Consider the following 15,168-nt stretch of genomic DNA (forward strand, 5'->3'; position numbering starts at 1 on the left):
GTAAAGCATGGATATTTATGATTTACAATTATTACAGCTATTGCTTTCTGAGCAAAGCATTAGTCGTGTTGCTAACGTAATGAATTTATCGCAACCGGCGGTAACCATTCGCTTAGGTAAAATGCGCGATAGATTTAAGGATGAGCTCTTGATCCGTGACGGTAACCAAATGATATTAACCAACAAAGCAAAATCGCTAATCACGCCACTGCAAAATATTCTAGATGACATTGATTACTTGCTTCCTTCCGAGGCGTTCTCACCTGCCAAAAATGCATCAACATTTAACCTCTATGTCTCTGAGCATTTCTCTTATTTAGCACTACGCCCCATCTTACAGCAAATAAGCCAAAGCAACCCTAACCATATTATTAATGTTCGCACATTCCCCGTGCTATACCAAATACAACAAAACTTTGACTTCAGCCATGCCGATTTAGTGATTGGCATTTTGAACAATTTAGATAGTTTTATTGGTGATAATATTCTTGAAGATACGTTAGTAATTGCTTATAAGAACTATCCGCTACCCAAAAATATGGATTATGAAACTTATATTAACCTACCACACATCCTCTTTGGCTTCGATGATGAGCATAATAAATTCCTACACTACCTAACACGCCCCGATCCACGCAATGTTTATGCTCGTGTATCAACCCTTTCTGCCGCCTTAGAAATCATGGATGATCAATGTATTATTGTCACTGCAACCTCACTGGCCAAATGCTTTGATTTAAAGACTGCATCGCTTCCCTTTGAAACGCATCCAATTATGATGCAAGCGTTTTACCCGCGACGGCTTAAGTATGATGCAAAAAATAAATGGCTGCGACAATTATGTAAAAAAGTGGCTCAAAAAGAAATACAAAAAATCGTGCGTAATTGATGTAACTTACGGTTACGAGTGAGGGTAACACAGACTATTACTTAGAATAGCAAGACTACTGTAAGAGGTGGTGATTTTTTAATTGGCAAATTGCCAAATAGCAGCCTTAAATTAACGTAAAAACCCACCTTGGTTAAGCCTTCCAAGATGGGAATCATTTGATTTGATTTGATTTGATTTGCTAGGCTAATGCCACATTTTAACTTGGGTAAGTGTTATAAGGGTAAGTCACATCATTTGGATTCGTTAGCGTATCACCGCCAATATTTATATAAGTTGTTTTATTTTTTATATCTCGACCTAGTGTCATTCCAATCGTATTAATGCCTACTCGGTGTGCTTGATATTGCATATTTTTATACTGTACCTTATTATCATTGACATACTCATTGGCTATTGCCGTGACATGGTTTAAGCCGTTGCTTTGATCAGTATACCAATTATAATATAAATCAAGAGGATCAGATGTGTAACTATAACTAATCAAATACCCCCAATCCAACTCATTATTAGTATAATTTTTAGAGTGACCACTATGACCATATAATTTAATGTCGCCATATCTTGGGTTTGTATATAAAAAATCAATATATCCAAAGTCACCTAAAAGATGAAATACAATATTGGTATCATTTACTACAGTTGAAGAGCAATCAAGTATCGCCGATTGTCCAGCTTTTAACGTACCATGCGCAGCTCTCAACTCATCTGCATAGCTACAAGTCTTTATAGCCGCACCATCCTTTAGACTAATATCAAATTCAGTGCTATTTTTTAAAATAACCCAATCAGATGTATTTACCGCATATACCTGAGATGCCGCTGAAAGTGATAATAAAGAAGCTAATGTCATTAATGTCTTTTTCATTTACTGTTTCCTCTTAGTTGTTTTATTTTTAACTGATAAGAGCGTGTTATTTAAATGCTTACTGCCCTTACTGTTGAGATATAATTTATCATTTACAGGCATTAAAATCAGTTTCAACTAGGTTTCCTTAGGTAACAGAAATGAAACAATTAATGGATGTTTGTTAGTCTATAACTGTTTTTTTCAACAAGCATTAATCTTGCTTAGGGTAGACCTTCCCCATATTAACTTCACAGTTGTGATCCGAAGCATATCGATTAAGTGCTAACATAAAGCAACATACTAATCGAATAATTTAGCCATATTATTTATTTTGTCAAACCTCAAAACAATATAGCTTTGCCACATTACCACAGCTTTGTGCGGCAAACTCTGTCCATTTCGATGGGGTCCAGTCATATAAAACAATATCGCCATAATTACCTTGGTTGGAGCTGCTGCCACTCGTCCAATTATTGCAATTAGGTGTGCGCAAGGTACCTAGCGCTCTTGTGCCAGTCCACATATCAGTTTGTGGAATATCTTGTGGTATCGCGTTTTCAATCTTAACGGATGTTGGATCCGTAATCAGCTTATGACTATAGGCAAAAATAGAGTCATCTAAGTTATAGTAAACAATCTCAGGATGTGATTTGACATTATCCACGGCATTAATACTCTCGTCACTTAGCCATGCATGATAAGTACCTAACAACCCTCTACGACTGGCATCTGCTTGGCAAATTTTATTAGCAGCAAGTATACCCGTTTCACCGGCGGCATCCGCCCAACTTGATAAATTACCATTGCCAAGTTCTTTAGTAATAAATACATAGCGTGACGCATCATTAAATGCACTAAATTCAATTTCAGCGGTTACCACCATTTGGTTTTTATTACCCTTTTTCGGTAATTGTGAGCTTAATGTGTAATTACTTCTATGTGCTAAATCATCTCCTTGGCGTTCAAATAGTGCCAAACCAAAATCTTCATTATAAGCAATCACACCTTGATTTTGGAGACCTTTGAAGTTTGCTGCAATCAGCGTTTGCGTATTCGTTAACGCCGCATAATAACCATATTCTGAGGAGTTTAATGATCGGTTATATAGCCATACACGCCCACTTAACCCACCAATAGCCATATGATCTGTGGTTACTTGTGTTAATGCAATTTGACCTGAACCCAACTGTGATGCGTTTGGCGAGCTTATTGCCTGCCATGTGCTTTTTGGTAAATCACTATCAGTATTATAGAATAACTTTCTTGATGAATACTTGGTATCTTCAGATGCCATCATGACACCATTTTCATACCCCAAACTTGGATCGAATAATGTAATAAAATTGGTCTGCCCATTTCCATTGCTATCTTGAATTGTTTTTTGACCGCTTGAAATTCTATTGGTTGAAGCGATATCGACAACAGCAAATTGAGCTGGTTGATTGCCTTCACCATCTTCAACTGCATAAAAGGTATTGTGATAGGCTGAAAAACCCGCAGCGTAAAAGTCATCCCCCTCTAAATCAAGCTCACTCTCTGAGTCTAATAATCCGTCTTTGTTCGTATTAAGATAACGATATTCTTGGATAACTAAGCCTTTTGTTGAAAGAAAGAATGTCGATAGAGCGGGACGATTATTGATCGTATGATGCGAAGTGGCAGTAGCAACACCCCAAAAATCAGATCCTGCATCTTTAGTTAACTTATGAAAACTATTGTCCTCTAAATTAACACGATATAAGTTTTTTGTTGATCCTTGATTATTTGAAAAATAAAATTCACCATAAAGATTTGCCGTCATTTGGTTAATTTCTCTAATGGTTTCTCCTTCGATAATCTCATTGAGCATTTTTTCAGTCACATAATTAATTTCACCATCAACGGCATTGTAAAGAAAAACAGTTGCTCTGGCATCTACTCCGCCTGATTGTCCATCGTTATCACCTAATAACAAATAGCCATTATAACGCATCTCCGTAATATGACTTTTTGCTGGTGTTTTTATCGCGAGACGCTCGACATACTCACCAATAGATCGCTCAAAGGTCGCCGGTTTTTGATGTATAAAAAAATAACAAGAATCACCATCATTTAAATTGATCGTATAATATTCGTCAGGCATACATGTACTCAACTCAGTACTAAATTCGATAAAATCAGAAGTCATAAATTCACTGATGTCTATATTTTCGACTTTGCCTTGACTGGCTGATAGTTTGATACGCGTTAATGCCGGTGCTATTTTGAGGATTTCTGGCTCATTTATTTCATTGACAACCTCAACATCAATTGGCTTATAGGTTATCGCGTTAGATGAATCTACCCTTCCTTGCAAATCATTGGCATCAGCTCTAGGCGTCAAGATCAAATGACAAACATCCCCTCGGTTGATCGTGCCAGTGCAATCGCCACTGACATCAGCAACATCGGTATTCACATCAATTGCGGGATTGTACCAATTAAAGCCACCAATCACTTTAAGTGTAAAATGATTATCACCTGAGGCAAGTCGGTATCGGTTATTTGTTTCATTATATTCAACCTCAGTGCTTTGCAATTGGTACATGACCGGTGCTGTTTCAAGTGTTTTTGATATAGACGCTACCTCACCACTGATTAGATCAGTCACTTGGTAATTTAAAGTTGCCACACTTGCTGCTGCTGTTTCATTGATCTGTATATCAATCGCGCAACTTCCTCCCGGATTATACACCGGATCGCAATCACTATGACTTAATTCAAAATGCGCTGAATTGCTAATATTAATATTAGAAATACCAGAAAACTCTCCATGCTTAAGCATGATTTTCTGTATACCTGGTTGAGTAAAATAAAAGTCTTCAGCATAAACATTGACATTGAAACTGCTAAAAAGCGCTATTGCTAAGCATTGGGTTAAGCATTTATATTTTAACATTTCTTTTGCCTCCTTCTTCCTAGACTACTGGTCTTAATTGTGTTGCTGATAGAAATTGAATCACCGTCATTGCCTCATCATTGGCATCAGCGGGCAGCTTAAATCCATCCATTGATTTATAGCTACTTTTATAGCTGCAGGACGGACCAATATAACTACACGTAAAAACACTCACCGCCTCAGTTATTTCAGAGCTGCTAAATGCAAAAACTTTATGATTATCACTAGGCAAAATAGCCGTTGTATCACCAAAATCATCTTTTTCTGTTGCATTTCTATTTCTCTGCCAACCAGGTTGGCTAGCATTTTTATCAAAGGTCATAATGCCACCGCCCTTGGCAGGTGCAATCAATACATCCAACCCACTAGAGACGTCTAATCCTAACTGTATATCTTTTGATTGATCTGAGGCAAAATCCAACTGTCTTCCACCTCCCAAAGTAATGCGACTACTCCTATAGTACTTATTATCTGAATCAAGCCCGAAGTATCTGTTGTTTGAGCGAAAAATCGATGAAGCACCAATAAGATTTGTTGCTATCTGATCATCCGTTGTCGTAACTAGCGGACTCGTTAAATTAATCGTTTGAATCGCTGCCATTCCAGTCATGCTGGATCTCGTTAGGTACACAGTATTATTACTTTGATTGCTTCGTGAAACATGATAAAAGCTATCTGCATAACCCAAATTGTAGGTGCTGATCTCAGGTGTACTCTCACCCCTCTCACGCAATTGCAATAATGTACCATCCTCATAAACAACATGAAGGTTATAAGCATTATTAAGAAAAATACTTTCTCTTAATATCAAGCTACTGATCCCATGCGCACCTTCGCTGTTATAGACTTTCTCTATGTTATCGTGCAGTAGATTATAGCGATATATATCGCCATTATCGGCATCGGTAACATATAAATAACCAAAAGGGTTTGCCAACATATGCCCAACCGGCACGCTAAGTGGAATCTCCCGCTCAAAGCTTAATTCATTACCATTAACCTTGTACATAAACAACTGATTTGTTGTTTTATCGGGGATGGCTAATTGCCCTTCCAAATTAACGGTCATTGAGAAATCACCAATGGAGGTTGGGATCGTCATTTCTTTTGAGTAAGTTCCCGTTGTGAAATAGCGGTAAACGGGATGCTGTAACAATTGTATCGAGCAACTTTCACCTGCATTTAGCGCCATTCCACCACTCACGGCACAGCCGTTAGCAATATTGGTATTGACTGACCATTTATCATCATTTAATCCCATCAGATTGATCCCTTGAACATCTTGCAAAGCAATAAAATCAATTTTTAGCATGCCCGTTGATAACTGAGTTACTCGACTTAGTAAACCATTTTCAATTTCAATTGTTTTGTGTGACGGGAAACTATTAATGATATTTAAATCGGCATACAAAGCCTCGGTTGTATCACTCACCCGAGCGATCACCTGACAAGATTGCTTAACCTCAATGGTTCCTGTGCAGTTATGCTCCAGAATCTCTACAGCTTCTGTATTAGATATCGAAATATCTGCATCAACCCAAGGAAATCCACCAATCACCTCAATATCAAAAGTCACCTAATTGCCACGCGCCACTAAATAATGCTCGGTACTATAATCATAATAAGCATTAGCACTTGAAATATGATTCATCACCGGTGCAGTTTCCAACGTCATCGACTCTTGACTTAGCTGTCCTGTAAGTAGATCAGTCAGTTGATAAGTTAAATTAGCCGATTGACTCGCTGCTTCTGCTGCCACATCAATATCAATAATGCATTGCTTTTCTAAAAATTCACAATTATTACTCGCTGAAACACTAAAGTTTGGATTATCAATGACTATGTTATTAATTTGATAAAATCCTACCGGTTTATCCCCGATATCTAAGGTAATCGTATTGCTACCAGCACGTGTGATATATTTATCTGCAGCAGCATAGCCGAAAGAAAATGAAAATATTAATAGCGTGTGAAATAAAGATGTCACTTTGATCATATCGCCTCACTAATCGTAATTTTCATTTGCTTGTTATAAACGCCAGCCTCTGCCAAAGTATCTGCTGAAAAATAGCCACTAACTTTGCCAGGAGTTGATGAGGTTATATTGACTAGCTGTGATCCTTCATATTGAACCGTACATGTCTCTTCACTCCCCGACCTGTCAAAATCAATTTGCCCATCAGGTAGTGCGTAACAATTACCTTGCCTAATATCTAACGGCATTAACCCTTGACCTGCTTGATTAACAAAACGCAAATTATTAACAACAACCGATTGCGCTTTTGTGGTTTGATGCTCAAGTGCGATACCTGTATATGCTCGATCATCGGCATTAATAGAAACCAGTGCACCTGTTTGAAACTGCAGTTGGTAACGTTTTTGCTCATCAATATTGCTAAATGAATAATTTGCAGGCGATGATTCTATATTGCTATTACCTTTTTCTAAGGTCACATCAACGCCACCAAAATTCATTGCCATTGGTAACGCATTTTTTGATAATTTATCAGCATTAATAATCGTTATCGGTAGTTGTGCACCGTAACTACTGACCGATACGAGCAATAAAAACAAACTGATATTAAAGCGCGTAAAAAACATTAGGGCACCTCGGATAACTCAAGTTCCAAGGTGGTGCTATAAGTACCTGCTTGGGCATTGTCAGCAGATGCAAATTTCATTTTTGTAACACCATTATCTGTCATTAATGGTGTTAATTGACTACCTTCTAAGGTTAAAATGCACGGAAACTGCTCTTGCGCTTGCCCAAAAATCACTTCATTACCATTGACTTGACAGTTCACCATAGCTTGAACAATATTGACCGGCGTTGTCTCATCTGCATATAGAAAAGTCATCGATTTAATCACCGCACCAATGGAGCCATCTTTTTTCAAATAGATCCCTTGCAAACCACTCATAGCATCGCTGCCTATACCACTGGTGGATTTAATCACTAATCGATACTGTTTATCTGGACTGACTTCAGTTGTTTTTAAACCTGCAACTGATTTTTCATAGTCTGGTGTCCCTTTAAAAATATCAACCACAATGGGTTCTTCAGTTAAAATAAACTTTGCATTTTTATTTTCAATCGTTGCCGTTAAGTCTAATATAGCTTCTTCAGCCATCGCATATCCCCACAACACGAGTGAGAATAAAATAAATTGTAACCTTTTCATTTATATCCTCCTGTGTGGGTTATGTTGGGTATTAGGACTTAGTGCTATAAGCATACATTCTCATTATGATTTACGCTTGACCTATCGCATTTAAAGCCTTTATCACCCTATTTATATGTTAAATTGCTAAGCAACTGGAGTTACATACTCTGCTCCATCTTGATATTGAGCTGTGTAACATAACTATCTTGCTTAGCATCTTCAGCAATATTAAAATTGAATACCGTGCTTCCTAAAGCGCTTGACTTACTGACATCAATGCGTGATAAATTTTGTCCATCTATTTCAATCACACACAGATTAGCATTGCTTTCGGTACCAAAGTAAAGTGCACTGCCTTGTAAGCGACAGTTATGCGTCGTTGTTTTAATATTAATCGGTTGCCCATCTGCCGACTTGAGTAAAATTGACTTCAATGCCACACTTTTTTCATTGGTATTTCGCCCAATCAGGTGAACACCTTGCAAATTGCCCACCTGACCGATTGATGAACCTTCTGTTGTAATATCAAAAGAATAATCTTTCTCTGAATTAATATGATGGACCGATAACCCAATATGCTCATGGCTTATTGATGTCTCACCTGCCAATGTACTGACTGACAGCGGAATATGTGTCATATCAAACTTGACAGGCTTGGCTCCAACTACTACCTCAATCTCAAAAGATTCAGTGGCAGCATGAACCATCGAGATCATGCTGAAGCTGACTAAAAACAAATTCGTCCCTTTCATAAGTACCTCCTTTGTTTTTATCTACAAATATCAACTATGGCGTTGTTGATAAAGTGATATTGAATGTATTGGTATAGTTACCTTCTGGCGCATCTGTCGCTGCAGCAAATTCAAACTCTGTTGTACCTGGTGTTGCCAAATTCGTTAACTTATCAGCCTCTGCTTGAGTCAAAGTAAATGAACATTGATTACCCGTACCGCCAACAGTTGAGAAGTTAATTTTTCCTTCAGCATCCACGACATCACAGTTACCAGCTCCCGCAGTCAAGGCAACCGCCCCACCAGTAGAATCCTTAAAAGTCAATGACTGCACTGCACCTTGTGGGTTATTATAATCACCATTTGCATATAAAAGCGCACCTTTAATTCCCTTTGCTCCGCTTAAATCTGCTACAGAACCGCCCGCTAATTGAATACTAACATTGTAGCCATTTACTGGGGCAGAACCATCGGTTATTGACAAACCTGGTACAGTTACTGTCTCCGTTTCCCCTTGAAGAAGCGATGAAGACACCGGTGTGTTTGATATAAGTAGTTTAGCCGCTGTTGTGCTAACTTCCATGGTTACATCAACACTTGATGATGCAGCATATGCCATAGAACCTGCTAAAGCAGAAGTAGCCGAGATTGCAATAAGTAATTTTTTCATAGTATTTCTCCTATTAGGTTGATAACAAGTTATACTGATTTCAATAAATTTAATCTGTATTAAAATCAGCCTTTAAAATAAGGATGCCTTATTTGCTATCCATAGTATCGGCGTTAACTCAACATGTCATTTAATATGCAATTTAAGAAAAATATATCGTCATTAATGTTTTAAATAGGCTCATGAAAACCTTTTAAATAGAATGGTTTAGAAAAAAAATAAGAGAATAAAAAATTGATAAAACCCTATTGACATAGTTTGGCATTCATTAAATTGCACGTTATAGCCATAAGATTAAATTATATTGTAATCACTTGGGCTTATACAGCAGTCATTTATTTTGGCTGGTAAAACGCAAAAACACTAAACAACACCTATTAACGCTTTGATTTATTTAGCAAAAAAAGTTACGATTTTTCGATATTAACAAGGAATCAATCTTTCATGCCCAATCATTTTAAAAAACTCATTCAAACTAGCGTACTATACGGCATCATCACTTTTATTATTTGTGCCTTGAGCTATCTCTATCTTGATCGTTTATTAGTGCTTTCCATCAGCGGAGAGCTTCAACACAATATCCTGATTAAACTTTCAAATATCCTATCCATTATTTTTGACCCTAATAATTGGTTTGTACTTTTTATCATTCTTGTAATTACCTGTATTTGGCAGAAAATACGTAGTCAGTTAAATCCTCGCTTACTGGTATGGACCATAAGTTTATTTATCGCAATTGCTGCGGCAACCGTACTGAAAGTAACACTTGCACGCTATCGTCCTGAGCTATTCTTACACGATGGCTTATATGGTTTTCACTGGATGTCACACAAACGCTTATTTAACAGCTTCCCGTCAGGGCACGCTACCCTTGGATTTGCAGGACTGTTAGGCTTAGCTTATTTGATACAAAATAAAAAGTTCACGGTGTTATGCATTGTCATCGCGCTTATTATCACGATCAGCCGAATATTAAGCTCACAACATTATCTAAGTGATGTCTTAGGTGGTGTTTATATTGGTGTCTTTAGTTATTTATGGGCAAAAACCCTTGTGGCACAGTATCTAGAAACAAAAAGCGGCTAAGATAAATATTCACCCAAAAGTGCTCACCGTACCCTGAGCATCAGTCGAAGTGGGTAAGCTTGGAAAAATCACACTTCATAGAGGCTTCGACTTACGCTCAGCCAGCGTTTGCACAATCAAAGTGGACTGGAATATGGTCATAGCCCCAAAAGCTTTAATTCAAAGACTTCAAAATAGCATAGCTCTTTAGAATATTTTCATGAAAACCCTTAGGGATTCTTGCCCAATTGTATATCCAACATAAAGACTACTCACGAAGATTGGCATTAGTATTTTCTTTTAAAGACTTAAGAATCTTAGTCATTGCATCATTCATAAGCTCATCCGTTAAGGTTTGCGTATTATCTTGGAATGTTAGGTTCAAAGCAATACTCTTTTTGTTCTCTGGTAGGTTTTCACCTTGATAAACGTCAAATAAATCAACTTGATTTAATAGATTCACGTCTGCTTTATTGACGGCATCAATCAAGCTTTGCGCACTGATATTGCAATCAACGATAACCGCAATATCACGTGAAACCGACGGGTACTTAGAGATAGACACAAATTTAGCAACGTCTTTGTTTGAGATTTTACTGGTTTGCAGCTCAAATACTACCGGTGATTTACCTTTGATTTGCAATGCTTTCATAACATTTGGATGCAAGACACCGATGACACCGATCTTTTCACCATTTTGATAAATATAAGCTGATTGCCCTGGGTGCAACCAATCAATATCTTCACAAGGCACATAATTAATTATTTTCTTATTTAGCTGCAATACGGCTTCAACATCTGCTTTAACTGAATAAAAATCGCTTGCCGTTTTTTCCTGCCAGTTAAGCGGATTGATATCACCATAAACAAGGCCTGCAAAATATGAGTATTCATGTGCTAATGTTTCAGCCGGCTGAAAGCAAACACCTTCTTCAAAAATACGAATACGCGATTGCTGACGATTTAAATTAGCTTTAAATGTCGCGACAAGCCCTGGGATCAAGCCTTGACGCATTATTGACATATCCTGTGATATAGGGTTTTGCAACGCTAATCCAGCCATATCAAAAAACAATTCATCTAATTTAGGATCAATAAAGCTGTAATTAATTACTTCATGATAGCCACGATTAATTAACGCATTTTTTAATGCGCTTAAAGTGATGGTATGCTCAGATACTTGTTTTTGCGATAATGTCACTTCAGGTAAAGTCATCGGTAAATTCTGATAACCATAGACACGTCCGACTTCTTCTATTAGATCCTCTTCAATTGCCATATCAAAGCGATAACTTGGGGCAGTCGCCAACCACTTAATCTCATGACCAGCATTTTTAATTGGTTCAAGTGTGATATTAAGCGCTGTTAAGAGTTCTTCAACAAATACTGCACTAAAATCCATACCGAGAATTGAGTTTAGCTTATTTAAGCGTAATGGAATTTCAGTCGTCGTTTCATTATAGTGATCTGCGTTAACGATCTCCCCTACTTCACCACCGGCAATATCAATGATTAAACGCGCGGCATAATCAATAGCATATTGACACAACTTTGGATCAACACCACGTTCAAAACGATGTGATGAATCTGTGTGCAAACCATATTGACGCGCCTTACCGGCAATTGCCTTGGGCTCAAAGTAAGCACTTTCTAAAAAGATATTCTGTGTATGATCGGTTACTGACGAATCCAGTCCACCCATCACACCGGCAATCGCTAAAGCATTATTTTCATCAGCAATCACTAATGTATTGGATTTGAGAGTGACTTCTGTTTCATCTAATAAGGTAATTTTCTCATTCTCTTTTGCCATACGTGCATAAACTGTGCTGCCAACTTTGTCCGCATCAAATGCATGTAGCGGTTGACCTAATTCTAGTAAAACATAATTGGTAATATCAACAATCGCTGAGATTGATCGTAATCCTGAACGACGCAGACGCTCTTTCATCCATAAAGGTGTAGGCACTTTGGCATCAATATTATAAATCATGCGCCCAAAATAACGAGGACATGCCTCTGGCATCTGTGAAAAAACTTGTTTTTGTGCGCCTTTAGTCACCTTAAGTTCAATATGATCAAGTGGTTTAAGTTTAGCCTCAGTTAAAGCCGCGACTTCTCTTGCCACCCCATATACACTTAAACAATCCGCGCGATTTGGTGTCAAATCCACTTCAACAATATGATCATCCAATTGTAAATATTCACGAATATCTACACCAATAGGTGCATCAGCAGGCAAGTCCATCAAGCCTTCGCTTTCATCGCTCAACCCGAGCTCTTTTTGCGAGCACATCATGCCATGCGATGGCTGACCACGTAGTTTACTTTTCTTTATTTTAAAATCACCGGGCAAACATGCACCAATTTTAGCAACAGGTGCTTTCATCCCCGCATAGACATTTGGCGCACCACAGACGATGGTAACAAGCTCATCATCGCCAACATCAACCTCACAAACATTTAATTTATCAGCATCTGGATGCTTATCAATTTTTTTAATTTGCCCAACAACAACCTGTGTGAATGGCGGGGCAACCGACTCAATTGAATCAACTTCTAGACCTGCTATTGTCAACTTTTCACTTAACGTATTTACATCAAGATTTTTATCTAAATAATTTTCTAACCAATGATGACTAAATTTCATTTTATTATCCTGTCATTTTCATATTCAGGGCAATTATTTCATTGATGTATTCATCACAAAGGAAATACATTACAAGGGCAATTCATGAATTGCCCCTACATATCGTAAATTGCCGTAATTGTCCGTAAGAGCAGTTCATGAGTTGCCCCTACATATCACAAATTTTCGTAAGGGTAATTCACGAATTACCCTTAAAAACACACCTAATTTAAAACTGTTTTAAAAACCGTAAATCATTCTCAAAAAACAAACGTAGATCATTAATACCATAACGCAACATAGTCAGACGTTCAACACCCATACCAAAAGCAAATCCGCGATATTTCTCACTATCAATACCACCTGCTTTTAACACATTCGGATGCACCATTCCGCAACCTAATACTTCAAGCCAACCGGTTTGTTTGCATACACGACAGCCCTTGCCTTCGCACATCACACACTCCATATCAGCTTCTGCTGAAGGCTCAGTAAACGGGAAATAGGAAGGACGGAAACGCATCTTTAAGTCTTTCTCAAAAAAGGCATTTAAGAAGGCATTTAATAAACCTTTCAGATCAGCAAATGATGCCTTTTCATCAATCCATAGACCTTCGATCTGATGAAACATCGGTGTATGTGTCATATCTGAATCACAACGATAAACGCGCCCAGGGGCTATCATACGAATCGGTGGTTGTTGTTTTTCCATCGTCCTAATTTGCACACCTGATGTATGCGTTCTAAGAACAGTGTTAGGGTTGAAATAAAACGTATCATGCATCGCACGCGCGGGATGGTGATCAGGAATATTTAAAGCTTCAAAGTTATGGTAATCATCCTCAACCTCTGGTCCATATTCAATCGCAAAGCCCATCTTACTAAAAAAATCTTCAATGCGTTGCATGCTCGTGGAAACCGGATGCAATGTACCTTGCTCATGTCCAACACCTGAAAGGGTTACATCAATTTTCTCAGCTGCTAATTTCTGCGCTAACTCAATTGCATTTAACACATCTAAACGCGCGCTAATTGCCATTTGTAGTTTATTCTTCGCTTCATTGACTGCTTGACCAAGCTTGGGTTTTTCTTCATTGGGTAAACTACTTAGCTGCTTCATAATCCCCGTTAATTCGCCTTTTTTACCTAAGTACTGAACGCGAATATGATCTAAATCTTGTCTGTTTTTTGTATTTTCGACGTCTGTTAATGCTTTCAAACAGATTTCATCTACAATTTGCATGTATATTACCTTTACTCAATGATGCCGTGCATTATATACCCATCATAAAGCAGTTTACAGAATTTATTGCCTTGAGTTTTGTATACTTTTTCCAATTTAAGGCTTGCGATCATTCTTTCTTTTATAGTTTGAATCTTTCAAGCAAAACCCTAAGGAGCCACAAAATGAATTAAAAAAATTTACCACACTTGGTTTTGATTTTCTTTTTATTAGTTGAGCTAATCTCTTGCCAACAATCATATCTTTACTTAAAGGAGACACCTGACATTTAAACTTTTTTTTAAAATAGTAATGAGTATTCCACATCAATTTAAATTCATGTGCAAGTAACCTTATTAAATGCACAACTACCAGTATGACCCCTACCGCAAAAAAATTTGCAAACACCTGAGTAAATAAATCAGCATTCTCTTTGTTTCCATTGAGGTAAGCACTATAGAAAGCTGTAATAATCAAAAGTATAATCGTTGGAGCTTGGGCAAAAGAAGTAATAAGATTTACTAACATTATTCTTCCATAACTCTCACCTAGATAAGGACGAACATATAGATTTTTCCTCGACGCTCTAAATGCATCTATATTTAAAATAAATCGTTTAAAGTCTTTATTCGTAACACTTAGCTCAACAAATCTTTCTATTAGCTGGTATTCACGCCCATTGTGTGATACTGGCTTGACTGTATATTGAAAAAGCTCATCTGCATACAACTGTTTTTCAGTTTTATTTAATAGCGAAGAGCATTTAAATCTTTTATAAGTAAGCGATACGATCGTATAAAAATCTTTCCTTTTAATAAAAGTCGCTTGTATAATCGAAAACAATGCAAAAATGGCAACCAAATTACTGATCATATTCATCATCAAATCTCCTGTTCTCTACTTTGACTCATCATTAAGTCTTTAAATAAGAATCATAGCACAAGTGATACTTTCAAACACACTCAAAACTTATGATATATTTTTATTTATCTTACAACCATAAAGAATTAATATTTTTAGTTTCACTGAAT

The 15,168-nt window shown here is 37.4% G+C and carries 13 protein-coding genes; 2 read left to right on the forward strand and 11 right to left on the reverse strand.

Annotated elements, in window-relative coordinates:
* Positions 1–7 precede the first annotated feature (7 nt).
* Positions 8–889: a LysR family transcriptional regulator gene (locus ACZ5V8_RS07565; RefSeq protein ID WP_464217305.1), complete on the forward strand. Its 882-nt coding sequence runs from the start codon at positions 8–10 to the stop codon at positions 887–889.
* 199 nt (positions 890–1,088) lie between these two features.
* Here the strand turns inward: ACZ5V8_RS07565 and ACZ5V8_RS07570 are convergent, their stop codons facing one another.
* The 8 genes from ACZ5V8_RS07570 to ACZ5V8_RS07605 all read right to left on the reverse strand — a co-directional run bounded on the left by ACZ5V8_RS07570 (position 1,089) and on the right by ACZ5V8_RS07605 (position 9,221).
* Positions 1,089–1,757 (reverse strand): hypothetical protein, encoded by a 669-nt coding sequence (locus ACZ5V8_RS07570; protein ID WP_464217306.1) that lies wholly within the window; start codon positions 1,755–1,757, stop codon positions 1,089–1,091.
* A gap of 316 nt (positions 1,758–2,073) precedes the next feature.
* Entirely contained in the window at positions 2,074–4,656 is a 2,583-nt protein-coding gene (locus ACZ5V8_RS07575) for a hypothetical protein (protein WP_464217307.1), read from the reverse strand.
* Positions 4,657–4,675: 19 nt separating this feature from the next.
* Complete coding sequence (locus ACZ5V8_RS07580) at positions 4,676–6,232, reverse strand: hypothetical protein (RefSeq protein WP_464217308.1); 1,557 nt, start codon at positions 6,230–6,232, stop codon at positions 4,676–4,678.
* Positions 6,233–6,652, reverse strand: coding sequence for a hypothetical protein (locus ACZ5V8_RS07585; RefSeq protein WP_464217309.1), 420 nt, complete (start codon positions 6,650–6,652; stop codon positions 6,233–6,235).
* Entirely contained in the window at positions 6,649–7,257 is a 609-nt protein-coding gene (locus tag ACZ5V8_RS07590) for a hypothetical protein (RefSeq protein ID WP_464217310.1), read from the reverse strand. The genes ACZ5V8_RS07585 and ACZ5V8_RS07590 overlap by 4 nt, the downstream gene beginning before the upstream one ends.
* Positions 7,257–7,838: a hypothetical protein gene (locus ACZ5V8_RS07595; RefSeq protein WP_464217311.1), complete on the reverse strand. Its 582-nt coding sequence runs from the start codon at positions 7,836–7,838 to the stop codon at positions 7,257–7,259. The genes ACZ5V8_RS07590 and ACZ5V8_RS07595 overlap by 1 nt, the downstream gene beginning before the upstream one ends.
* Before the next feature lie 140 nt (positions 7,839–7,978).
* A complete protein-coding gene (locus ACZ5V8_RS07600; RefSeq protein WP_464217312.1) occupies positions 7,979–8,572 on the reverse strand; it encodes a hypothetical protein in 594 nt (197 codons plus the stop codon).
* 34 nt (positions 8,573–8,606) lie between these two features.
* Complete coding sequence (locus ACZ5V8_RS07605) at positions 8,607–9,221, reverse strand: hypothetical protein (RefSeq protein WP_464217313.1); 615 nt, start codon at positions 9,219–9,221, stop codon at positions 8,607–8,609.
* 444 nt (positions 9,222–9,665) lie between these two features.
* Between ACZ5V8_RS07605 and ACZ5V8_RS07610 the strand changes: the two genes are divergently transcribed.
* On the forward strand, positions 9,666–10,307 hold the full coding sequence (locus ACZ5V8_RS07610) for a phosphatase PAP2 family protein (protein WP_464217314.1): 642 nt from the start codon (positions 9,666–9,668) through the stop codon (positions 10,305–10,307).
* Positions 10,308–10,554: 247 nt separating this feature from the next.
* Here the strand turns inward: ACZ5V8_RS07610 and pheT are convergent, their stop codons facing one another.
* The 3 genes from pheT to ACZ5V8_RS07625 all read right to left on the reverse strand — a co-directional run bounded on the left by pheT (position 10,555) and on the right by ACZ5V8_RS07625 (position 15,019).
* Complete coding sequence (pheT, locus tag ACZ5V8_RS07615) at positions 10,555–12,936, reverse strand: phenylalanine--tRNA ligase subunit beta (protein WP_464217315.1); 2,382 nt, start codon at positions 12,934–12,936, stop codon at positions 10,555–10,557.
* 208 nt (positions 12,937–13,144) lie between these two features.
* Entirely contained in the window at positions 13,145–14,158 is a 1,014-nt protein-coding gene (gene pheS, locus ACZ5V8_RS07620) for a phenylalanine--tRNA ligase subunit alpha (RefSeq protein WP_464217316.1), read from the reverse strand.
* Positions 14,159–14,254: 96 nt separating this feature from the next.
* Entirely contained in the window at positions 14,255–15,019 is a 765-nt protein-coding gene (locus ACZ5V8_RS07625; RefSeq protein WP_464217317.1) for a hypothetical protein, read from the reverse strand.
* Positions 15,020–15,168: the final 149 nt, after the last annotated feature.

The organism is Cysteiniphilum sp. GTC20157 (assembly GCF_055396795.1).

Coding starts and splice junctions, on each gene's coding strand:
- ACZ5V8_RS07565 (WP_464217305.1), top strand. CDS start 8: ATGGATATTTATGATTTACAATTATTACAGCTATTGCTTTCTGAGCAA.
- ACZ5V8_RS07570 (WP_464217306.1), bottom strand. CDS start 1,757: ATGAAAAAGACATTAATGACATTAGCTTCTTTATTATCACTTTCAGCG.
- ACZ5V8_RS07575 (WP_464217307.1), bottom strand. CDS start 4,656: ATGTTAAAATATAAATGCTTAACCCAATGCTTAGCAATAGCGCTTTTT.
- ACZ5V8_RS07585 (WP_464217309.1), bottom strand. CDS start 6,652: ATGATCAAAGTGACATCTTTATTTCACACGCTATTAATATTTTCATTT.
- ACZ5V8_RS07590 (WP_464217310.1), bottom strand. CDS start 7,257: ATGTTTTTTACGCGCTTTAATATCAGTTTGTTTTTATTGCTCGTATCG.
- ACZ5V8_RS07595 (WP_464217311.1), bottom strand. CDS start 7,838: ATGAAAAGGTTACAATTTATTTTATTCTCACTCGTGTTGTGGGGATAT.
- ACZ5V8_RS07600 (WP_464217312.1), bottom strand. CDS start 8,572: ATGAAAGGGACGAATTTGTTTTTAGTCAGCTTCAGCATGATCTCGATG.
- ACZ5V8_RS07605 (WP_464217313.1), bottom strand. CDS start 9,221: ATGAAAAAATTACTTATTGCAATCTCGGCTACTTCTGCTTTAGCAGGT.
- ACZ5V8_RS07610 (WP_464217314.1), top strand. CDS start 9,666: ATGCCCAATCATTTTAAAAAACTCATTCAAACTAGCGTACTATACGGC.
- pheT (WP_464217315.1), bottom strand. CDS start 12,936: ATGAAATTTAGTCATCATTGGTTAGAAAATTATTTAGATAAAAATCTT.
- pheS (WP_464217316.1), bottom strand. CDS start 14,158: ATGCAAATTGTAGATGAAATCTGTTTGAAAGCATTAACAGACGTCGAA.
- ACZ5V8_RS07625 (WP_464217317.1), bottom strand. CDS start 15,019: ATGATGAATATGATCAGTAATTTGGTTGCCATTTTTGCATTGTTTTCG.